This is a genomic window from Allosaccharopolyspora coralli (assembly GCF_009664835.1).
Lineage (GTDB): Bacteria > Actinomycetota > Actinomycetes > Mycobacteriales > Pseudonocardiaceae > Allosaccharopolyspora > Allosaccharopolyspora coralli.
In genome coordinates this window covers 1,593,315-1,614,051 of the sequence record NZ_CP045929.1, presented here as the reverse complement: position 1 = coordinate 1,614,051, position 20,737 = coordinate 1,593,315, and the positions used below count along the sequence as shown (strand labels likewise).

20 protein-coding genes are annotated in these 20,737 nt (G+C 68.7%); 6 read left to right on the top strand and 14 right to left on the bottom strand.

Translation table 11 applies throughout. The annotated features are described in order from the left end of the window. Nucleotides 1-90: 90 nt before the first annotated feature. The 5 genes from GIY23_RS07690 to GIY23_RS07670 all read right to left on the bottom strand — a co-directional run bounded on the left by GIY23_RS07690 (nt 91) and on the right by GIY23_RS07670 (nt 5,672). Entirely contained in the window at nt 91-1,431 is a 1,341-nt protein-coding gene (locus tag GIY23_RS07690) for a hypothetical protein (protein ID WP_407646838.1), read from the bottom strand. Nucleotides 1,432-1,561: 130 nt separating this feature from the next. After that, nucleotides 1,562-2,605: a C40 family peptidase gene (locus GIY23_RS07685; RefSeq protein ID WP_228717599.1), complete on the bottom strand. Its 1,044-nt coding sequence runs from the start codon at nt 2,603-2,605 to the stop codon at nt 1,562-1,564. Between the two features lie 476 nt (nt 2,606-3,081). Further along, nucleotides 3,082-4,458 carry an NYN domain-containing protein gene (locus tag GIY23_RS07680; protein WP_154076016.1) on the bottom strand — a complete coding sequence of 459 codons (1,377 nt, stop codon included), beginning with the start codon at nt 4,456-4,458 and terminating at the stop codon, nt 3,082-3,084. Between the two features lie 111 nt (nt 4,459-4,569). Then, a complete protein-coding gene (locus GIY23_RS07675) occupies nt 4,570-4,770 on the bottom strand; it encodes a DUF397 domain-containing protein (RefSeq protein WP_154076015.1) in 201 nt (66 codons plus the stop codon). A 20-nt stretch (nt 4,771-4,790) separates the two neighbouring features. Next, on the bottom strand, nt 4,791-5,672 hold the full coding sequence (locus GIY23_RS07670) for a helix-turn-helix domain-containing protein (protein WP_154076014.1): 882 nt from the start codon (nt 5,670-5,672) through the stop codon (nt 4,791-4,793). Nucleotides 5,673-5,882: 210 nt separating this feature from the next. On the opposite strand from GIY23_RS07670, the gene GIY23_RS07665 reads away from it, so the two are divergent. Together GIY23_RS07665 and GIY23_RS07660 are read left to right on the top strand one after the other, a co-directional pair. Continuing rightward, entirely contained in the window at nt 5,883-6,161 is a 279-nt protein-coding gene (locus GIY23_RS07665; protein ID WP_154076013.1) for a zinc finger protein, read from the top strand. Between the two features lie 429 nt (nt 6,162-6,590). Beyond that, the gene (locus tag GIY23_RS07660) at nt 6,591-8,297 is read left to right on the top strand and encodes a DEDD exonuclease domain-containing protein (RefSeq protein WP_154076012.1); all 1,707 of its coding nucleotides are present in this window, start codon (nt 6,591-6,593) and stop codon (nt 8,295-8,297) included. A gap of 96 nt (nt 8,298-8,393) precedes the next feature. Here GIY23_RS07660 and GIY23_RS07655 read toward each other — a convergent pair whose 3' ends face one another. The 5 genes from GIY23_RS07655 to ctaE form a co-directional block, all read right to left on the bottom strand. Next, nucleotides 8,394-8,828 (bottom strand): PPOX class F420-dependent oxidoreductase, encoded by a 435-nt coding sequence (locus tag GIY23_RS07655; RefSeq protein WP_154076011.1) that lies wholly within the window; start codon nt 8,826-8,828, stop codon nt 8,394-8,396. Nucleotides 8,829-8,988: 160 nt separating this feature from the next. Further along, nucleotides 8,989-10,671 carry a cytochrome bc1 complex cytochrome b subunit gene (gene qcrB / locus GIY23_RS07650; RefSeq protein WP_154076010.1) on the bottom strand — a complete coding sequence of 561 codons (1,683 nt, stop codon included), beginning with the start codon at nt 10,669-10,671 and terminating at the stop codon, nt 8,989-8,991. After that, a complete protein-coding gene (qcrA, locus tag GIY23_RS07645) occupies nt 10,668-11,801 on the bottom strand; it encodes a cytochrome bc1 complex Rieske iron-sulfur subunit (RefSeq protein ID WP_154076009.1) in 1,134 nt (377 codons plus the stop codon). The genes qcrB and qcrA overlap by 4 nt, the downstream gene beginning before the upstream one ends. Beyond that, nucleotides 11,798-12,607 carry a cytochrome bc1 complex diheme cytochrome c subunit gene (gene qcrC / locus GIY23_RS07640; protein ID WP_154076008.1) on the bottom strand — a complete coding sequence of 270 codons (810 nt, stop codon included), beginning with the start codon at nt 12,605-12,607 and terminating at the stop codon, nt 11,798-11,800. The genes qcrA and qcrC overlap by 4 nt, the downstream gene beginning before the upstream one ends. A 61-nt stretch (nt 12,608-12,668) precedes the next feature. Then, a complete protein-coding gene (gene ctaE / locus GIY23_RS07635; RefSeq protein WP_154076007.1) occupies nt 12,669-13,280 on the bottom strand; it encodes an aa3-type cytochrome oxidase subunit III in 612 nt (203 codons plus the stop codon). An 85-nt stretch (nt 13,281-13,365) separates the two neighbouring features. Between ctaE and GIY23_RS07630 the strand changes: the two genes are divergently transcribed. The 3 genes from GIY23_RS07630 (at nt 13,366) to trpD (ending at nt 15,580) form a co-directional block, all read left to right on the top strand. Beyond that, a complete protein-coding gene (locus GIY23_RS07630; RefSeq protein WP_407646837.1) occupies nt 13,366-13,821 on the top strand; it encodes a hypothetical protein in 456 nt (151 codons plus the stop codon). A gap of 237 nt (nt 13,822-14,058) precedes the next feature. Further along, nucleotides 14,059-14,469, top strand: coding sequence for a hypothetical protein (locus GIY23_RS07625; RefSeq protein WP_154076006.1), 411 nt, complete (start codon nt 14,059-14,061; stop codon nt 14,467-14,469). A gap of 64 nt (nt 14,470-14,533) precedes the next feature. Further along, entirely contained in the window at nt 14,534-15,580 is a 1,047-nt protein-coding gene (gene trpD, locus GIY23_RS07620; RefSeq protein ID WP_154076005.1) for an anthranilate phosphoribosyltransferase, read from the top strand. Nucleotides 15,581-15,856: 276 nt separating this feature from the next. Here trpD and GIY23_RS07615 read toward each other — a convergent pair whose 3' ends face one another. After that, nucleotides 15,857-16,138: an Lrp/AsnC family transcriptional regulator gene (locus tag GIY23_RS07615; RefSeq protein WP_154076004.1), complete on the bottom strand. Its 282-nt coding sequence runs from the start codon at nt 16,136-16,138 to the stop codon at nt 15,857-15,859. 122 nt (nt 16,139-16,260) lie between these two features. On the opposite strand from GIY23_RS07615, the gene GIY23_RS07610 reads away from it, so the two are divergent. Next, entirely contained in the window at nt 16,261-17,079 is an 819-nt protein-coding gene (locus GIY23_RS07610) for an MBL fold metallo-hydrolase (protein ID WP_154076003.1), read from the top strand. Between the two features lie 161 nt (nt 17,080-17,240). Here GIY23_RS07610 and GIY23_RS07605 read toward each other — a convergent pair whose 3' ends face one another. The 3 genes from GIY23_RS07605 to ctaC form a co-directional block, all read right to left on the bottom strand. Beyond that, the gene (locus tag GIY23_RS07605; RefSeq protein ID WP_228717598.1) at nt 17,241-18,836 is read right to left on the bottom strand and encodes an alpha/beta hydrolase; all 1,596 of its coding nucleotides are present in this window, start codon (nt 18,834-18,836) and stop codon (nt 17,241-17,243) included. A 142-nt stretch (nt 18,837-18,978) separates the two neighbouring features. Beyond that, nucleotides 18,979-19,377 carry a cytochrome c oxidase subunit 4 gene (locus GIY23_RS07600; RefSeq protein WP_154076002.1) on the bottom strand — a complete coding sequence of 133 codons (399 nt, stop codon included), beginning with the start codon at nt 19,375-19,377 and terminating at the stop codon, nt 18,979-18,981. A 99-nt stretch (nt 19,378-19,476) separates the two neighbouring features. Continuing rightward, on the bottom strand, nt 19,477-20,430 hold the full coding sequence (gene ctaC, locus GIY23_RS07595) for an aa3-type cytochrome oxidase subunit II (RefSeq protein ID WP_407646836.1): 954 nt from the start codon (nt 20,428-20,430) through the stop codon (nt 19,477-19,479). Nucleotides 20,431-20,737: the final 307 nt, after the last annotated feature.

The window sequence follows — 20,737 nt, the reverse complement described above, 5'->3', positions numbered from 1 at the left end:
GCGCACCCTCTCGGCTCCGTCACAGAACAGTCGGTGCTCGTGCCCACAGACGGGCACGAGCATCGGCTGTCTCGGCGTGGGTTCCCGCCTCTACCGGAAGGTCCGGGGCAGGCTCGCGGCCCACCTGACGACGAGTTCTCGGCTGTCCATGCCCGTGAGGTCGGCCAGCGCCGTGCCGACGGCCGCGTGCGAACCGGATCCCGCGATCCGGTGATAGAGCTCGACCACCCGCTGCTCGCCCACCTCGTCCACGAGGAACGCCACCAAGGACCACGCCTGCTGGTAGGCGAGGTCGAGCCGATGTCCCGCGAGATGGAAGTCGCGGTCCGAGGGGAACTGCCCAGGAGGCCCCTGGTGGTGCACCTGCCTGGCGAGGTCGGGCGCGATCTCCCGGGGCAGCAGACCACTGTCCCGGTACCCCACGTAGTCGGCGAAGCCCTCCAACAGCCACATCGGCGATCCGTCCACCGTCTCGCCGCGGGCCGCCACGTGGGTGATCTCGTGCTGCAACACGACCCGCAGCGCGGTCTGCGACAGCGAACCCGCCGTCGAGGGGTTGAGCACCACTCGCGGCCCCTGCACGACGCCACGCGACGGGTCGACTCGGTCCGCCACGGCAACCGCTGCGATTCCGTCGACGGCGAACTGAGGACCCACCAGCGATTGCAACTCCGCACGACTGTCCGGGACGAGCACACCGACCTGGCGCGGCCAGTCTTCGCCCCACACCTCGGTCACGACCGCCACCGCGTCGTCGAGCTCCTCGGCGGCGCGGTCGGCGAGTTCGCGGGTTCCGGGATGTGCCATGACGATGCCGCTGCGGGTCGGGACGGACTCGACCGGTCCGAAGTCCCACGGCCCGCGCCAGGTCCGGCGACCGGAATCGTGCGGGTCGTCGTCGTCCGTGAGATACCAGGACTCGCCTCTGCGCGTGAACAGGTAGCCCATCGGTCGTGTCGTCGGCACGACGTCGGCCTGCGCCACCGCGTACCGCAGTACGACCTTGGGCGCCCACAGCGCACCGGCGTCGCCGGAGCCGGGGGTGAGGCGCGCCGTGTCGAACGGATCGACCTCGTAGGACCAGTGCGTCAACGGGACATCGGCCAGATTCTTGAACAGCTCGCGTTGCTCCCGCAGGAACGCGGGAGACGCCTGCGGATCGAGCGTTGCGAGGAAGGCGGTCTCGTCCCGGGCGCGGATCGCCTCGGCGCGGCGCGCGAGCAACGCGTCGATCCGCGCCCCGCGGTCGGCGAGTTGTCCCGCCTGCTGGGGCGGTAGGTCGGGCCTGCCTGCGGCGACGCCGTTCAGATCACCCGGCGGCGCCGGAGCCTGCTGCGGGATTCCGACGACGACGAGACCGGCGAGAACCACCGCCGACCCGATCGCGGCGGTCCACCCGCGCATCGAGCCGGACCCCTGCACACGGCGCATCCTAAAGTGGACAGTCCGACACAGCACGATCACACGTCCGCGTCAGCGGCTCCGAGCACAGCGAAGGCCCGGCCCCGCAGCAGGTGCGGGCCGGGCCTTCGCTCGGTCGAGATTCGCGGCGAAGCGTCGGTCAGGCCGTCGGGCGACGCATCGAGGTGACGTCGCCGATGTCCTTGTACTCGTCGACCTTGACGACGTCGCCGGAGGTCGGTGCGTGCACGGCCTTGCCGTTGCCGACGTACATCGACACGTGGGAGACCGGGCTGTTGTAGAAGATCAGGTCGCCCGGCTGCAGCTGTCCGGCCGAGATACTCTTCCCCTCGTTGACCTGCGTCTTCGTCGAGCCGCCGAGCGTCACGCCCGCTTGCTCGTAGGCCCAGTACGTCAGCCCGGAGCAGTCGAACGAGCTGGGGCCCTTCGCGCCCCACACGTACGGCGAGCCCTGGACGCTCAGTGCTGCCTGCACGGCTTCGGCAGCGGCACCCGTGCCCGCAGGCGCCTCGTAGTCGGTCTGCCCGCCGCCGGTGAGCGTTTCGCGGTCCGCGGCGCTGAGCTCGTCCAGGCGGTCCTTGACGACCGAGATCTGGTCCTCCATGGCGGCCTTCTTGGAGCCGATCTCGTCCTGGATACGAGCCGCTTCGGCCTCCGCCTCGGCCGCGCGGGCGCGCGCGTCCTGGGTGCGCTGCTCCGCGGCCTCGGCCTGGTCAGCGGCGGCGGCGAGGGAGGTGACCGCCTCGTTGTTGTCCTTGGCCAGCACGTCCAGCGCGGACGCACGGTCCAGGAAATCGTTCGGGGACTCGCTGACCAGCAGCGCGGACATCTTGTTCATCCGCGCGCCCTGGTAGGAGGCGGAAGTGAGCTGGTCGACCTGCCCGCGGAACCGGTCCTCCTCGGCGCGGGCGCTCTCGGCGACCTGCTGCGCCTGGTCCGCGTCCGCGTTCGCGCGATCGAGGTCGGCCTGCCGTGCCGCGCGATCGTCCTCGGCCTTCTTGTACTCCTCGGTGAGCACCTCGGCCTCGTGCTGCAGGTCGCTGAGCTGCTTGACCGCGTCCGAGGCGTTGTCGGGTAGCGGCGGGTCGGCGCTCGCCGGGGTCGCGGTGATGCCGACGACGGCCGCGACCGCTGTCGCTGCCAAGGCTCCGCGCATCGAGCGCTTCAGTCTGTGCGAGGCCACTCGCGCACTGCTCCTTCGTGTCCTGGCCGCTGAAACGGGCATCTCGACGTGTGGTCGACAGCCCGACCGGTGGGCGCGACGCAGCGCCCGGACCGCCGCGTGGGGCGGTGTTCCGGTTCGACTCCCCGACAAGCCGATTCGGCGGCGACTCGCAGAGCCACCCGGTGTGAGTAGCTGATCGCCGCGAAGTCCCGATCAGATTACGAAAGGTGAGCCTCTACGTCCAGAACCGGGGGGTAAAAGATGTGCGTGTCTTCACAAGGTCTCGAATGTACGAACGGCATCAGCACAGAGTGACCGGAACCGACCGTCCTTTCCCTGCGAGATTGCCACGCTGTGCCCGTCGGAGTGATCCGGGTGGGCCCGCTGTGAGCGCTATGATCTCCGCCACGACGACCCGAGTGTCGGCGAGCGGTCGCTTCGCGAGCCGAACGGCACGACGTCGTTCGGGTGGACCGAACTCGCCGTCCGAACCGTCAGGACCTCGTCAGGCGAGACAGCAGGAGCGCCGACGACACAGGACGTGCGCCGTGCTCCCGGACGGACCGCACGACAGCCCGGTCCGAGGTCGCCACGACGATCTGGCGCCCGTACGGCTCGGCGCGCACGAGTCCCCGAATCACGTCGTCGGCCTGCACCCCGGGTTCACTGAACAGCACCCGCACCCCGCGCGGTCCCGCTCCCGGCACGGACACCACGTCGGCGCCGTCGAACACCAGGGTCACCTCGGCTCCGGTGCGCGCCGCGAGCGTCGCGAGCTGGTGGGCCAAGCGGTCCCGTTGGTCGGCCAGCGGCAGCTCCGGATAGCCGGTCTTCGTCACGTTGTAGCCGTCGACGACGAGATGGACCGCAGGCAGCCGGAGAAGCCGGTCGAGCCCGGCGAGGTCCCCGACGTCCGTGGCTTCTCCGGTGGCCAGCACCCCGGACAGCGTGTCGGCCGGGCGTGGCCCCTGCTCGCCCGTCCCGAGTTCGCGACGCAGGCCGCCGAGCGCACCCTCCATCGTCTCCAACAACAGCGAGAGCCGGACCTCGTCGCCTTTGCGGGCCTCGCGGGCGGACTGACGCGCCACGTCCACCTCGGACACGGCGCGCTCGGCCCGTTGCCGCTCGTCCTGCGCCCGTGCACGTTCGCGATCCCGCTCGGCGGTGAGCTCGACGACCGCGGCCTCGCTGTCCGAGCGCGCCCGCTCGGCCTCCGCTCGAGCGCCCTCGGCCGCGTCCTTGGCCTCCCGGAGACGCATCCCCTGTTCGCGGAGTCGTTTGCGGAGTCGATCGGCCTCGGCGCCGCCGGCGTCCCCGGCGTGTTCCGCCACTTCGCGGGCTTCGGCGAGGTCCCGGCGCAGCCCTTCGACCTCCACGGCCAGCTTGTCCGCCTTCGCGATGGCCGAGTCCCGTTCCGAACGCTGGTGGCTTTGCTCGTGCCGCAAGGCCGTCAGCTCGACGTAGTGGGGGGCACAGGCGTGGTCCAGTAGGACGGCCGCAGCCGCGGCGCCCACCGCGTCCTGCTGGTGCAGCTCGACGGCCGCCGGCCGGTGCGACCGACACCAGTCCACGACGGCGGCACGGAAGACTGGGTACTCACGCAACGCGTTCACGAGCGGTTCCTGCCCGAGTCGAGCGCGTTTGGCCGGAGCGAACCGCACCACCGCGCGCAGCGGGGGCGGCACGTCGCCGGCGCGCATGTCGCCGAGCGCAGCGGCGGCGAGGTCGGCGAGCCGTGCGCGCAGCGGCGGCGCGAACGAGTCGACGTCCAACTCGGCGACGACGCCTCCCGTCTGCTGTGCACTGTCCACAACAGAATCGTCCGCCGGGGAGCCTTCCTGCCCCTGACGGTCCTCGGGCACCGAGTTCATCCCTCCAGATTAGTCCCCGCGTACACCGGATTCGGCACCGGAGCGAGCCTCGGCGGTCACCCGTTCGCGTTCCCGCATCACCCCGCGCGATCCTGCTGTCGGCGGGGCACCTCAGCGGTCCAGGCGACCCGCTTTCACCGCTCTCAGGAACGCCCGTACCTGACCGCTGCGGAAGACCAGCGGAGGCTGCCCCGGCGCCTTCGAGTCCCGAACTGCGCCGACCCCCGGCATGTTCTGCGCGATCTCCACGCAATGGCCCTGCTCGCTACTGCGGCTGCTCTTACGCCATACGGCGTCGAACCCCTCGGACATGTTCCTCCTTCGACGTTCCGTCACAACGATGCGGCCAGACCGGCTACGAACTCGGCGGACCGAGCCGGAGTGTGCGCCACCTTCGTCATCTGCTCGAACACCCCTGTGACATGCCGGATGTCGGCTGGACGTTCCATCCAGACGGCTCCCCGCTGGTTCTCCGCGTACACGACGTCGACCTCGTCGGTGCCGTCCGGAAAGCGCAGCATCGAGAACAGGTTCTGTGCCCCCGCGTAGGCCCCGGCCTCGAAGGGCACGACCTGGAGTGTGACGTTGGGCCGTTCGGCCATCGTCACGAGGTGCCGCAGCTGCTCACGCATCACCTCGACACCGCCGACGTGCCGCCGCAGCGCCGCCTCGTCGAGCACGACGTGCAGCGTCGTCGGGTTGTCGTCACCCAGCAGCCGCTGTTGGCGCGCCTGCCGGAGCTCGACCGCCCGCCGGACCGTGTCGCCGGGGTCCTCGGGACGCAGCGACAGGAACGCCTCGGCGTAGGCGGGTGTCTGCAGCAGACCGTCGACGTAGAGAAGTGAGTAGTTCCGGAGTTCCACGGCGTCGGATTCGAGGCCCACGAACTTGGCGAACCAGTCCGGCATCGTCTCCGAGTATCTGGTCCACCAGCCCCGTTCGTTCGACTCCTCGGCGCGGCGCATCAGCCGCTCCACGAGTGCGGCATCCACCTCGTAGGCTTGGCAGAGCACCCGGACGTTGCGGGGCAGTATCGTCTGGCTCCCGGTCTCGATCCGTCGAACGGTGACGTCGGTGAAGCCCGCGTATTTCGCAGCCTGGGCCACGCTCCATCCGGCTTCGGTTCGAAGTTGTCGTAATTCCCGGCCGAGTTCTCGGCGACGTAGGTTCGGCCCGGGGCCGCCGCCGATCTCGGCGACATTGTCCTCTGCCATCGGCTCTCCCTCGATGTCGGCCCGCCGATCATCCTCCCCCACCGAACCACGGTCACGATCGAGTTCCCTCGATCTGAGGATGGTCGTCATGTTCGTACATGTATTACGGTTGATCATGTCTCGAACACAGCTCGGTATCGATGTCCCGCTCGTCCGAGGCCGGGCACGTCATCGCCAGAAGACCGCGCCATCACCAGAAGACGAGGCCGCATGTCGCATCCGTTCCGCTGGGTGCCCGCCAACGGGCGGCGCCACGCGAGCCGCCACCCGACCACGGGCGGCGGCTACCCCTCGGGACTCGCCGTCACCACCCTGTGCGGCCTCGACGTCCGCGCCCGCACCGGCGACCTTCCGTGGCTGTGGCCCACCTGCGCCGACTGCAACCTCGAAGCCCGCCGCATCGTCGGCGCGGTGATCCGCTTTCCCGGCCCCGACCCTCCCGCACCGAACCCCGGATCGTACGGCTCCCGATCCGAACGACACGACTGACCGATCCCCCACCCGACGCGGTCCGAACCCCTCAGAGTGCATTGGGGAACTGTCCTTGGTGCCCGTAGGGCACGGTCATACGTGCCCAGCCGCAGCAAAGTGAGGGGCTCCGGCGTTTCAGTTCGTGCCTCGCAAGGCAGGGGTTCTCGCCGCGTACGGCCTGGTACTCAAGAGGACCCCCACGCCGCGAGGCACGAACTGGGACGGCGGTACCGGACCACCGACCCACGTTCCACAACGCCCTCTCACACGACAGCCCTGTCGGCACCCCCGAACTCGGGTCGCGTGCAGTTGCGACGTTCAGTCCTGCACGCGATCCGCGGCCGGTGCACCACCTCTCCCCTCTGGTGCACCGGCCACCCCGACTTCAGTGGTGCTGGGTCGTTGCTCGTTCGGCCGTGTCGGTGATCGAGGTTAGGGTGCGCCGCGATGACCACGCAGCTCTCGTTCGACCAGCTCGGAGCCGGGCGAGACGTGCCGCTCGCCGAGATCACCTTCGTGGTGGTCGACCTCGAAACCACCGGCGGGAGCAGCGAGCACGACACGGTCACCGAGATCGGTGCCGTGAAGGTTCGAGGCGGCGAGGTGATCGGCGAGTTCGCCACCCTCGTCGACCCCGAACGGGGTATCCCGCCCGCCGTCGTCTCCATCACGGGGATCACCGACGCCATGGTCACCGGCGCACCGCGACTCGCCACAGTGCTGCCCGCGTTCCTCGAGTTCGTGCGGGACGCGGTCCTCGTCGCGCACAACGCGCCGTTCGACATCGGATTCCTGCGGGCCGCGTGCGGCCGACACGCACTGGTGTGGCCGAAACCGGACGTCGTCTGCACGGCGAAACTCGCGCGACGGGTCCTCACCCGGGACGAAACTCCCAATCACAAGCTGGGCACGCTCGCGCGGGTCCTGCACGCACGCACCGAACCCGTGCATCGCGCGCTCGACGACGCACGGGCCACGACCGACGTCCTGCATTCCCTGCTGGAGCGGGTCGGCGCGTTCGGGGTGCACAGCCTCGACGAACTTCTCGACCACCTGCCCGACGTCTCACCACAGCAGCGCCGCAAACGAACGCTGGCCGACGGGCTCCCGGACACCCCCGGCGTGTACCTGTTCCGCGGACCCAACGACGAGGTCCTCTACGTCGGCACCGCATCGAACCTGCGCCGCCGCGTGCGCCAGTACTTCACAGCGGGCGAGAAACGCCGTCGCATCAAGGAAATGGTGGTCCTCGCCGAACGCATCGACCACGTCGAATGCGCACACCCGCTCGAGGCCGAGGTCCGCGAACTCCGACTACTCGCCGCGCACGCCCCGCCGTACAACCGACGCTCGAAGTTCCCGCGACGCGCGTGGTGGGTGGTGCTCACCGACGAGCCGTTCCCACGGTTGTCGGTGGTGCGGACACCGCGGGCGGGGGCGTTCGGGCCGTTCCCGTCACGCCGTGCCGCGGCCGACGCGGTCGACACGCTACAGACGGCGACCACGATCCGCCGCTGCACCGAGCGGATCCCCGCGACCCATCAGAACTCTCGCCCCTGCGCCGTCCACGAACTCGGCCACTGCGGAGCCCCGTGCGCCGGGCTGCAAACCGTCGAGCAGTACGAGCCCGAAGTCGCCAGGGTGCGCGGGGTCATCGCCGGTCGGGACGACGCGGTGCTGCACAGGTTGCACGGCGAACTCGACCGGCTCTCGTCCGCACAGCGGTTCGAGCAGGCCGCCGACCACCGCGACCAACTCGCCGCCCTCGTCCGAGCCCTCGACCGCGGACAGCGGATGTCCACGCTCGCCGGTATCGATGAGCTCGTCGCCGCCCGTCCCGACGGCTCCGGTGGCTGGCAGTTCGCCGTCGTCCGGCACGGACGGCTCGCGGCGGCCGGAACCGCCGCCCGAGGTGCTCCGCCGATGCCGGTCGTCGACGCACTGCAAGCCTCCGCCGAGACCGTCCGACCCACGGAAGGGCCGTTGCGGGGAGCGACCGCCGACGAAGTCCGGGTCTTGCTGCGATGGCTCACGGGGGCGCGGATGGTGCGGTGCAGCCAGCCGTGGGCCGAGCCGGTCGCAGCGACCGCGTCCTGGACCTCCTGGCTCGAGCGTGCCGTCGCCGGCCGGACACCCTACGGCGGCGAAGACTGAGGAGTCCTAACCTCAGCGCCTTCCTCGTTGCGGGATCGATTGTCGAGTAGCCACCGCCAACGCAGGACGACCCGCACGGCCTCACGGGTCTGCTACTCAGGACGACTCGCCGGTCATGTCCAGTTCGGCGATGACTTTCGTCGGGCGTAGACGCACGAGGAGTTCGCCGGGCACCGCGTTGCGACGCCCGAACTCCACAGCACGGTTCTCCCCCATGTACCGGCTGCCCAGGCGCGTGGCCCAACTCAGCATCTCGACCGGATCGTCCGAAATCTCCGCGACGCCCTGCACCTGAACGAACCCGTACGGCAGCTCGGGCATGTCGACGCACAGCGACAGCCGCGGATCGCGCGCGAGCGCTCGGCCCTTCGCGGTGTCCCGCCCGGTGTTGAACACGACGTCCTCGTCGTCCAGCACGAACCACACCGGCGCCACCAAGGGGCGTCCGTCCCGCGCGGCGAACCCCACCATCGCAGTCCGTGTCCCGTGCTCCAGGAACGCTCGGATTTCGCTGTCCGCCAGACTCGCCATGGCCGTAACGTACCGGCGACGCGAACTCCACGCCTGCAGCGCCCGGCCGGACGCCCACCCGGGAATCACCGCATCATCACCGCTGAGAGGGTGCGCGGCTCATCGAAACGCGACCGGCCCGGCACCCCGATGGGATGCCGGACCGGTTCGGAGCCTCAGTTCACTGCTCGGGCTGCTGGGGGCGGCCCGCGAGTTCCGGCGCGGACTCGCGCTCCTCGCGTTCCGCTTCCCGTGCCGATTCCTCCCGGGAAGCTTCCGCATGCGCCCGTTCGAGCGCCGCGGTCTCCTCTGGCGGGTCGGGCCGCAGCAGGCTGCCCTCCACGGCGTGACCGGCCGCGCCGAGCTTGTTCATCTTCTTCGGCACCGGAGCGCCCTGGTACGGCAGCTCCACCGGGTGACCGTGGTCGTCGACCGGGCCGAGCGGCTGGTGCACCTCGATGAACTCGCCATGCGGCAGACGCTTGATGATGCCCGTCTCGACACCGTGCTCCAGGACCTCCCGGTCCGCGCGCTGCAGACCCAGGCAGATCCGGTAGGTCACCCAGTACGCCAGCGGCGGAAGCAGCAGGATCCCGATCCGGCCGCCCCACGTCATCGCGTTCAGCGAGATGTTGAGCTGGAACGCCACCACGTCGTTGACACCGGAGATCATCAGCACCGAGAAGAACGCGATGACCATCGCACCGATGCTCGTCCGCACCGGCACGTCGCGAGGACGCTGCAACAGGTTGTGGTGTGCCGTGTCCCCATTGAGCTTCTGTTCGATGAACGGGTAGCTGATGAGCAGTGTGAACAACACGCCCATGCCGATCGCACCCGCGAAGAACACCGGCGGCACCGTGTACGGCCCGAGATAGAGCTCCCACGCGGGCCAGATACGCAGGATGCCGTCCGCCCACGCCAAGTACCAGTCCGGCTGCGACGCCGCCGAGACCTGCGAGGCGTTGTACGGGCCCAGGTGCCAGATGCCGTTGATCTGGAACACACCCGACATGATCGACAACGCACCGGTGACCAGCGCGAAGAACGCACCGCCCTTGAGGGCGAAGGTCGGCATGATGCGGATGCCGACGACGTTGTCCTCCTTGCGGCGCACGCCGGGGAACTGGGTGTGCTTCTGGTACCAGACCAACGCCAGGTGCGCGGCGATGAGGCCGAGCATGATGCCGGGCAGCACCAGGATGTGCAGCGTGTAGAGGCGCGGAATGATCTCCATGCCCGGGAACTCGCCGCCGAACAGCGCCCAGTGTGCCCAGGTGCCGATGACCGGCACGGAGATCGTGATGCCCGACAGGGTCGCCCGGACACCGGTACCGGAGAGCAGGTCGTCCGGCAGCGAGTAGCCGAAGAAGCCCTCGAACATGCCCAGGATCAGCAGCAGCGCGCCGATGACCCAGTTCGCCTCACGCGGGCGACGGAAAGCGCCGGTGAAGAAGATCCGCGCCATGTGCAGCATCATCGCCGCCACGAACAGCAACGCCGCCCAGTGGTGCAGCTGGCGGATGAACAGGCCGCCACGGACTTCGAACGAGATGTCCAGGGTGCTCGCGAACGCCTTCGACATCTCGACGCCCTGCAGGTTGCGGTACGAACCCTCGTAGACGACCTCTTCCATCGAGGGGTCGAAGAACAGCGTCAGGTAGATGCCGGTGACGATCAGGATGATGAACGTGTAGAGCGCGATCTCACCGAGCAGGAACGACCAGTGCGTCGGGAAGACCTTGTTGAGCTGGCGACGCAGCCCGGTGGCCATCTGGTAGCGCTGGTCGGCGTCGTCCGCTGCCGAGGCCACCCGCTGCTGGAGCGCGCTCTCCGACTTCGTCGGCGTGGTGATGGAACTCATGCGTTTCGCTCCCAGTAGGCCGGGCCGACGGGCTCGATGAAGTCGTGCTTCGCGACGAAATATCCCTCTTCGTCGACCGTGATCGGAAGCTGCGGCAGCGACCGGGTCGCCGGGCCGAAGACGGGTTTCGCGTAGGTGTTGACCACGTCGAACTGCGACTGGTGGCACGGGCACAACAGCCGTCCGGTCTGCTGTTCGAACAGCGAGGTCGGGCAGCCGACGTGGGTACAGATCTTCGAGTAGGCGTAGTAGTCGCCGTAGTTGAAGTCTTCCTGCCCCTTGCGCTTCTGCGGGGTGCTCCCCGGGCGGAGCCGGATGAGCATGACCGCCGAGTCGCCGCTCTTCAACGCCATGGCGAGCTCGTGGTCGTCCTCACGGTCGGACTCGCGGAACGGGTACACCGTCTCGAACCCTCCCGCGTCGATGTCTTCCGGACGCACCAGCGACACCTCGTGCGGGTGCCCGGTGCTGCGCCGCATGTAGATCTTCTCGCCCTGGTACCGCTTCATCCAGTCGGTGTGCTGCAGCGAGTCGGCGCCTTCGTCGGCCCACGGGTCGCGCACGAAGCCGCCGATGGCGAGCAGACCCGCGCCGAGGCCGAACGCACCGACACCGAACCCGGCGGTGCGCTTGATCAGGGACCTCCGGGCGATCCCACTGCGGTCACCCGCGTCGGCGAGCAACGCGGTCGTCGTCTGCCGGTCGACCTCCGAGGAGCCGTGCCCGTCGTGACGCTGCTGCACCGCGACCTCGTGCGGGATGAACTTCTTCGTGTACAGCACGACGGCGATGCCGACCGCCAGGATCGACAGGCCGAAGAAGAACCCGACGAGCGGCGTGTAGAGCGAGTAGATCAGGTTGCCCTGCGGGTCGGACAACGGATCGACGTAGCGGTACGGCCAGAACAGGAAGACGGCGATGAATGCCACCGTCGACAGCCCGGCGATCACGAACCACATCGCGATGCTGCGTTCGGCGCGCTTCTCGGCGCGGGTGCCCTCGACGGGCCACCGGTCCTGGTACTCGACCAACTCCACGTCGTCGAGCTCGGTGCCCAGGCGAACCTTCTCGTCCCGGCTCATCTCGGCCAGTTCGGCCTCGGTCGGGACCTTCTTCTGTTCGTCACTCATGCCCTGGCTCCGATCCACAGGGTGATGCCGATCAGCGCGCCCATGCCCACGACCCAGGCAATGATCATCTCGGAGGCGGGACCGTAGCCGCCGACACCGGTCGATCCGCCGGGGTTGTTGTTTCCGTTCGTCACGGACTCGACATACGCAATGATGTCCTTCTTCTCCTCCGGCGTCAGCTGCCGGTCGGAGAATTTCGGCATGTTCTGCGGCCCGGTGAGCATCGCCTCGTGAATGACACGCGGGTCGGACTCGTCGAGGTTCGGCGCGAACTTGCCGGACGACATCGCGATGCCACGGCCGGTGAAGTTGTGACACGAAGCACAGTTGAGCCGGAACAGCTCGCCACCACGCGCCGGATCGGCCTGCGCGAGCCCCTCGCCCGCGTTCTCCGGCGACTCGGGGCCGCCACCCCGTGCCTGCACGAAGGCCCCGAGCGCGTCGATCTCCTCAGGGGTGAACTTCGGGGGCTTGCGCTGAGCCTGCGCCTCCTGCCGCACCATCGGCATCCGGCCGGTCGCGACCTGGAAGTGCGTGGCAGCCTCGCCGGCACCGACCAGGCTCGGACCGCGATCCTGCACCCCTTGCAGGTTCTGACCGTGGCAGCTGATGCAGGCGTTGTTGTAGAGCTGCTCGCCCTGCCGGACCAGCGCGGGCTCCGCCTGCGCCTCCGCGGTCTGCGGCTCCGGGGTCAGCAGCGTGTAGAGCCCCCCGGCACTCACCAGGGCGACGCCCAGCGCCAGCACGCCGGAGAGTCGGCGCTTGAGCTTCGAACCCGCGCGGTTCCGTTTCTTGGTGGTGGTCATGGATGCGGCAACCCTTGCTGTCCGGTACGGGGTGTTCGGTAGCGACCTTGTACGGCGACGATCACGGGACGAGGTAGATCACGGCGAACAACCCGACCCACACGATGTCCACGAAGTGCCAGTAGTAGGACACGACGATCGCGGCGATGGCCTGTGCCGGCGTGAACTTGCTCAGTCTCGTGCGCATGATGAGGTACACGAACGCGACGAGACCGCCGATCACGTGCAGTCCGTGGAACCCGGTCGTCATGTAGAAGACGGTTCCGTAGGCCGAGGACGCGATGGTGGTCGCGTGAGCGGTCACGAGCGTGTAGTACTCACCGGCCTGCCCGAGGACGAAGATCGTCCCCATCACCAGCGTCACCACGTACCACCTGCGGAGGCCGTACACGTCCCCCCGCTCCGCCGCGAACACACCCCACTGACAGGTGAACGACGAGGCCACCAGGATGACCGTGAAGGGGAGGGCGTACGCGAGGTTCAACTCCGCGGGCGGAGGCGGCCACGGACCGACGTTCTGTGCCTTCACCGTGAAGAACATGGCGAAGAGCCCGGCGAAGAACATCAGCTCGCTGGCCAACCACACGATGGTGCCGACGCTGACCATGTTGGGCCGGTTCAGCGAGTGCACGCGTTGACTGATCGAAGGCGCTGCCGTTGTCACGCGACGCATTATGGCTTGCGCGGTCGCTGTGTGTTCGATCGGGTCACCAGGAACACACCGCTTTGATCTGATCGCACCGGGGAGGTGACCCTCCGTGAGGACGTTCCGGGCATGGGCCACTCGGCTGATCCGGCGCCGACGAGCCGCCGACACTGCCGGGTTCACGATCGACACGCCCGGCCTGACGGTAGTCGCCGACGCCTTCGACGACACCGAAGCCGCCTCGTCCGTGCTGGACAGAGCCTCACAGTGGGATCCCCGGCGGCACGCAGTCCTGCGTCATCACCTGGTGCTGCCCGTCGAGTCGGTGCCGTCGGCGCGCGAGCTGCTCGCCGAGGAAGGATGGACTCTGCGTGCCTGTGAGGCCGACCCACATCCCGTGCCCGCCGGGCTCGATCCGGCAGCGAACCGGTTCGTCGCCGTCCGCGTGCAGCACCTCGACGCGTTGTCCTGTTCCCAGGAGGCGTCCCGGATGGCGAGCCTGCTGCAGCGCCTGCGAGGCCGTGCGCTGGGCTGGGACGCCCTCCAACCGCACGATCGTGGCTCGTGACGATCAGCACCGCGCACCACGCGGGGCTCACCCCGCCACCGGCGCGACGATCATCACATTTATCGGACACGCCCGACCACCGCGAACGGCACGGATCGCGGGGTTCCAGGCACGGCGGCACCCGTACTCCACTACATTCGCGTGCGGCGCAGCCGATACGATGCGGAAACCGATCGACGTCGCTGCGGGCGGCGTCGATCGACACCGCGAGAACATGACCGAGCGAGGAGTACGCCGATGAGCGCACCGACCACCACCGTGCTCGTGTTCAGTCACCGCCCCGAGGTGCGTGAGTCGATCATGACCGCCGTCGGCCGCCGCCCCGCGCCCGATCTCGGCCGTGTCTCCTACCTCGAGGTCGGCACCATCGCAGACCTGCTCGTCGAGGTCGACGCGGGCAACGCGGACCTGGCGATCCTCGACGGTGAAGCGCAGCCCACCGGTGGGATGGGCGTGTCCCGGCAGATCAAGAACGAGATCACCGACTGCCCGCCGGTGGTGGTGACCGTGCGCCGCAAGGACGACCGATGGCTCGCGACCTGGTCGCAGGCCGACGCGGTCCTCGTCCACCCGCTGGACCCGTTGGCCGCCGCCGAGACCGTCGCCGAGGTGCTCCGCGGACAGCGGGCACCGGTCGTCCAGGGCTGAGCACCACCCCGGAACTTCCGGGCACGCTCGGCCACCCGTTCGATTCGAGAGGTTCGTGGACACGATGGCCGGGAGCTGGTCGAACCTGCTGGCACACGTCGTCGCGGGCGGCGACCTGTCCGCCGAGGACACCGCGTGGGCAATGGATCTCGTCATGACCGGCGAGGCGACCCCGGCGCGGGTCGCCGCGTTCGTCGTGGGCCTGCGCGCGAAGGGCGAAACCCCGGAGGAGATCCGGGGCATGGCCGACGCGATGCTCGCTCACGCCCGCGCGGTCGACCACACCGCCCGCTCGCTCGACGTGGTCGGGACCGGAGGAGACCGCTCGGGCAGCGTCAACATCTCCACGATGGCCGCGATCGTGGCCGCGGCGTGCGGGGCGACCGTCGTCAAGCACGGCAACCGGGCAGCGTCCTCGAAATGCGGCACTGCCGACGTTTTGGAAGCGCTCGGGATCGCGATCGATCTTCCGCCCGCACCGCTGCAGCGGTGCGTCGAGGAGATCGGGCTCGGCTTCTGCTACGCACCCGTGTTCCACCCGGCCATGAAGTACGCGGCGGCGCCTCGCAGGGAGATCGGCATTCCGACCGCGTTCAACCTGCTCGGTCCGCTGACGAACCCGGCGCGCCCGTCCTCGGGGCTCATCGGCTGCGCCGACCGCGTCATGGCGCCGGTTCTCGCGGACGTGTTCGCGACCCGGGGCAACTCCACCCTGGTGGTCAGCGGCGACGACGGCATGGACGAGGTGACCACGACCGCGGCCACCGCGGTGTGGGTGGTGCACGACGGCAAGGTGACCACCAGCAGGATCGACCCGACGGCCTTCGGGCTACCGCTGACCACCGCGGACGACCTGCGCGGTGGCGACGCGGCCGTGAACGCGGAGGTCGTGCACGCGCTGCTCGCGGGCCGCACCGGACCGGTGCGCGACGCCGTCCTGCTCAATACCGCCGCCGCGCTCGCCGCGCACGACGGGCCCGAACCGGACCTGCACGGCCAACTGGACAACGGCATGTCCCGCGCGGCACGCGCCCTCGACTCGGGGAAGGCGGCGGCGCTGCTGCAACACTGGGCCGAACGTTCCACCACGCTCAAGGCCGAGTCGGACTAACAGCTGCGCGGGTCAGACCAAGAGGGGTGCGCGGGTTGTTCTGCCGGGTGGTTCCGTAGCCGAACCGCACCTTGCGGAATGAGCGGTCGTCGTCGCGTCAGCGGCGGAACCGCCACGGACGCAGCACGAGCTCCGTCAGGTTCTCAACGCCCTCCTCGCGAGGACAGCGGTTCGCCGCTTAGCTTGCTACTGGAGAACCGATCCCGCAGCGAGGACGGCGCTGACGTGTCTCCACCCGACCCACCGAGCAACACCTTCTGACGGGAGTTCTCAGCCTCATTCCTCGAGACCGATGGAGAACGTGGCCTCGGTGTCGCTGCGGGAGTACGAGCGGAACGCGATGTGGGTGTCGGTGTCGACGACGCCTGCGACCTTGTTGATCCGGCCGGGCACAATGTCGGCGATCTCCTCGTGGTCGGTGACCCGCAGGATCGCGATGAGATCCACGTCCCCGGCGCAGGAGTACACCTCCGCGACGCCGTCGAGATCGGCGACCTCCTGGGCGGCCTCGGTGAGCCGATCCGCGGCGGTCTGAATCATCACGATCGCGGTGATCACGGCGAACCTCCTGTGTGCGACGCTGCGGTGAAGATCCTAGTCGGTGGGTGCCGGCACGCGCCGAATACCGGTCGAAGCCCATGCTTGACCTCCAGTTCGCTGGAAGGTGGAAGCTGACCGTCATGACGATCTGGATCTGCGGTACCTGTGGCGTCGAACATCCCGAGTCCGAACGCCCACCGAGTCGAAACTGCCTGATCTGTACGGACGAACGGCAGTGGGTGCCGGAAACCGGCCAGTGGTGGACCACGCTGCGGGAGCTGGCCGCCGAACCGCACGAGCTGGTGCACGAGGAAGTCGACCCCGGCGTCCACCGACTGTCCCGGAGTCCCGGCTTCGCCATCGGCCAGCGGACGTTTCTCGTGCAGACACCGCACGGGAATCTCCTGTGGGATCCGCCGAATCACCTGGACGAGCCGCTGACGACCACCGTCGAGCAGCTCGGTGGTGCTTCGGTGATCGTGGCCAGTCACCCGCACATGTACGGCTCGCAGGTGAGCTGGAGCCACCACCTCGGCGGAGTGCCGGTTCTCGTCAACGCACGCGACCGGGAGTGGGTGCAGCGGAACGACCCGGTCCTGCACAGTACCCACGGCAACTGCGAAATCCTGCCGGGCGTCACGCTGGTCGAGGTGGGTGGTCACTTCCCGGGCGGGATGGTCGCGCATGTCACGCACGGCGAGGGCACGGTACTCAGCGGGGACATGATCATGCCCGTCGCCGACGCGGGCTGGGTGACCTTCATGCGCAGCTACCCGAACCAGATCCCGCTGTCGGTCGGACTGGTCCGGCAGATCGTCGACCGCCTCGAACCGTTCGAGTTCGGCCGCTTGCACGGCCTGACGGGGCGCTCGGTTCACACCGACGCGAAAACTTCCGTGCGGCGTTCGGCGGATCGCTACGTCGACTGGGTCAGCGGAGCGAACGACCACCTCGGCTGACCCTTGGTCGCGCGGTTGCGTGTTGCGGTCAGGCACGCTGCACCCGGCAGGTTCTCCGCCCGTACGCAGGCCGGCCACCCGCAAGTTCTCACCTCGCGACCGGCGAGGACAGCGTCGTCGTGGCCGCGAGGTGAGATTCCGCCAACCAACCGCGCAACCGCTCAGGGCTGCGGTGCCGGGTCGAAGGGACTCCGATCAGGAGTGCACACCGCGCCCTCCTTCGGGAGCTCGCCGGTCTCGAAGTACCGATTCATGGCGTCGTCGACGCAGACACTCTGCCGCAGAGCACCGTGTCCGAAGGTGTCGAGCGTGAGCAGGCGGGCGTCGGAGAGCATCTCGGTGATCGCCACCGTGTCCTCATACGGTGTAGCGGGGTCGCCCAGGCTGTTGCCGATGGTCAGGATGGGATTCGCCGTCTGCCGGTCCCAGGGACCGGCGTACCGGTCGACGTCCTTCGACGGCCATGTCGCGCACGGCAGGCTCAGGTACGTCCACGAGGAACCGAACCCGCGTGCGGTCTCGTCGGCCTTCCGAGCGTAGCGCCCCCACTCGTAGGGATTCGCCGGGTTACTCGTCTCGGCGCAGAGCACGCTCAACGACTGTTCCACACCGAGATGCGTCTGCGGCGCGAAACCCGGACGTGGTGCCGGGTCGGGAACGGCCACCACCGGCGGCGGGCCCTCGCCGGCCGCCTCCGGACGTGTCTGCTGGTGCAGCGTCTGCAGAAAGTCGGCGAGCATCGGCGCGTTCGCCGCGTTGTACAACGCACCCAGGGTCGACTGCACCGCGACCTGGTACGTGATCTCCATCGGCTCGCTTCCGCCCGGGGGCACGATCTGCACCGGCCGCTCCAGCAACCGGTCGAGGACCTCGTCGTACTTGGCCTGCAGGTCCTCTCCCGGGGCCCGGAACGCGCACCGTTCGTCACGCTGACATTCCGCGAAAAAGGCGCCCAGCGCTCGCTGAGCGCCGTCGGCGCTGCCGAGCCGGTAGCTCATCGGCGTGAACTGTTCGCCCGGGTAGCCGGTGGTCCACTCCACCGGATCCAGAGCCGAGTCGATGGTCATCGCTCGCACCCGGTCCGGGAACAGATTCGCGTAGACCGCACCGAGATGCGTGCCATAGGAGACGCCGTAGTAGTTGGTCTGTTCCTCGCCCACCGCTTCCCGTAGCAGGTCCATGTCCCTGGCGACGTTCGCCGTCGACATGTGGTGCAGCAACGGTCCCGCCGAGTCCGCGCAGGTCTCCGAGGCCGCTTCGGCGGCGGCGACGATCTCTTGCTCCTGTCGCGGGGTCACCGGGAACGTCCCGATCGCACTCTCCTGCTCCGGTGTCAGACACCGCAGGCCCGTGCTGGCGCCGACGCCACGAGGATCGAAGCCGACGATGTCGAACTTCTCGTGCAGACCTTCGGTGATCGCCGGTGGGATCCTGCCGGGCCCGCCCGGACCACCGGGGTTGTAGAAGATCGTGCCGATCTTGTTCTCCTGGTCCGTAGCGGGCAGCTTGCCCACCGCGAGCCGGATCGTCTGACCGCCCGGATCCCGATACGACAGCGGCACCTCGGCGGTGGCGCACTCGTAGCCGGGTGCGTCGGCACAGGGTCCCCACCCCAGCTGCGGCGCTTCGGCGCCGTTGGTACCCATCGGCGCCACCGGGCGTTCAGCCGTCGCGACCCCCGAGCCCGCGACCAGACCGGTCATCAACACCGTCGTCACCCACGCCGCAGCGGCGCGCGAAGTACTTCGTCGCGTCATCCCCAGTTATCCATTTCTCTGTGCCGGTCACTGCCGAACCGACACTAGAGAAAAGATCGGCACGGCACAGCCGCCGAAAGGGGGTGTGCCGTGCCCAGATATCCCGGAGAGCAGCTCGGCCGGCCATCGCCGAGCGCGCGGATCACTCGTGGTCGGGACCCGTGTGGTACTCGAAGACCAGACCCGCGATTGTGATCAACAACGCACCGACGGACAGCACGATCATCCACGCGTGGAAGAACGCCAGCGCCAGTCCGGCGAAGGCGGCAGCGGCGGCGAGCCCGAGGGGCCAGTAGCTGCCGGGGCTGAAGAAGCCCAGGTCACCGGCGCCGTCGCTGATCTCCGCGTCAGGATTGTCCTCGGGGCGCGGTTCGATGCGGCGCGCGACGAACTCGAAGTAGCTGCCGATCAACAACGACAGGGCGCCGACCAGGATCAGCGCGACCGTGCCCACGGGCTCCCGAGACCACAGGCCGTAGACGAGTGCCGAGACAAAGAAGAAGACGGTAATGACGTTGAAGATCTTCGCTTCGACCTTCATGGGTTCCTCGCTCTCACCGCATGCCCGCGCCGGGCTCGCGTTCTCCGTTCGCCGCCCGGCAGGGCGTACCGATGTTCTCCGCCCGTCAGGGCTTTGCTGCTACTGACCGCCGCTCGCTTCGCCGGAGGTGCGGTCGGTGTCGAACGGGACGCCCGTCACCGCACGCGGGCTGCACAGCTCACCACAGTTCATGTTCTGGAGCGCCTCGGCCGCCGTGTACGGAGCGCCGGTGGCCGGGTTGTTCTGGGTCCGCAGCTGCATGTACCGGTCGAACTTGTCCGGCGAGAGCGCCCGCACCTCGAAGTTCATCATCGAGTGGTACGTGCCGCACAGCTCGGCGCAGCGGCCGACGAACGAACCCTCTTGGTCGATCGTGTTGGAGAAGGTGTTGTCCTGGTTGTTCTTCTCCGGGTACGGGAAGGTGTCCCGCTTGAAGTTGAACTCCGGCACGAAGAACGAGTGGATGACGTCGGTCGAGCTGAGGTTGTACTGGATCGTACGGTCGGTCGGCAGCACCAGCAGCGGGATCTCCGAGCTGCTGCCGACGGTGCGCACCTGCTGACCGTCCGGCGTCTGGTAGCCGGGGTAGTTGAACTCCCAGTTCCACTGGAAGCCGACGACGTTGACCGTCTCGTCGGGATCCTGTTCCTCGGCCAGCACGTAGTTCTGGGTGGTGGCCGTGAAGTAGAACAACACCACGACCATCACGAACGGGACCGCGGTATAGACGATCTCCAGCGGCAGGTTGTACTGGAACTGCCGGGGCAGCTGCTCGCTCTTCTTCCGGTGGAAGGCCACGGACCAAAAGATCAGACCCCACACCAGCACACCGACGGCCAGCGCCGCGATGACCGACCACGTCCACAACAAGCGCATCGAATCGGCCTGCGGAGTGACGCCGTCCGGCCAGCCGAACCGCAGGACCTCCTCGGTCGTGCAGCCAGTGGCCGCGATCCCCACCAGGCCGACGAGCCCGGCGACCTTGATCGGCCGTGGCACTCGGGTCCTCTCGCTCAGGCCCACTGCGCGACGCCTCCTCGATGCGAAAATCATTCACCGGGACCCGCGTCGCGCCTACGGGGACGGCCCGCCGGTCGCCGGAATTCTGCGGGGAGCCTAGCCCAGCAGTAGCCGTCATACTGCTCCGGGGTCGCACGATTTCGACGATCGTGACAGCCCTCTCATCCCGGCGCACACCCGCGCGACCGCGACCGCGCCCGATCACTCCGAGCGCCGCGCTCGATCACCACCGGCGATGCCTCACGGGGCGTCCGACACGCGAAGGGCGTGCCCGCCTGCGCGCCCGCGGAGGCATGCCCGATACTGGGCGCGCCCTGCCCCACCGTGGGCGCCGACGCCG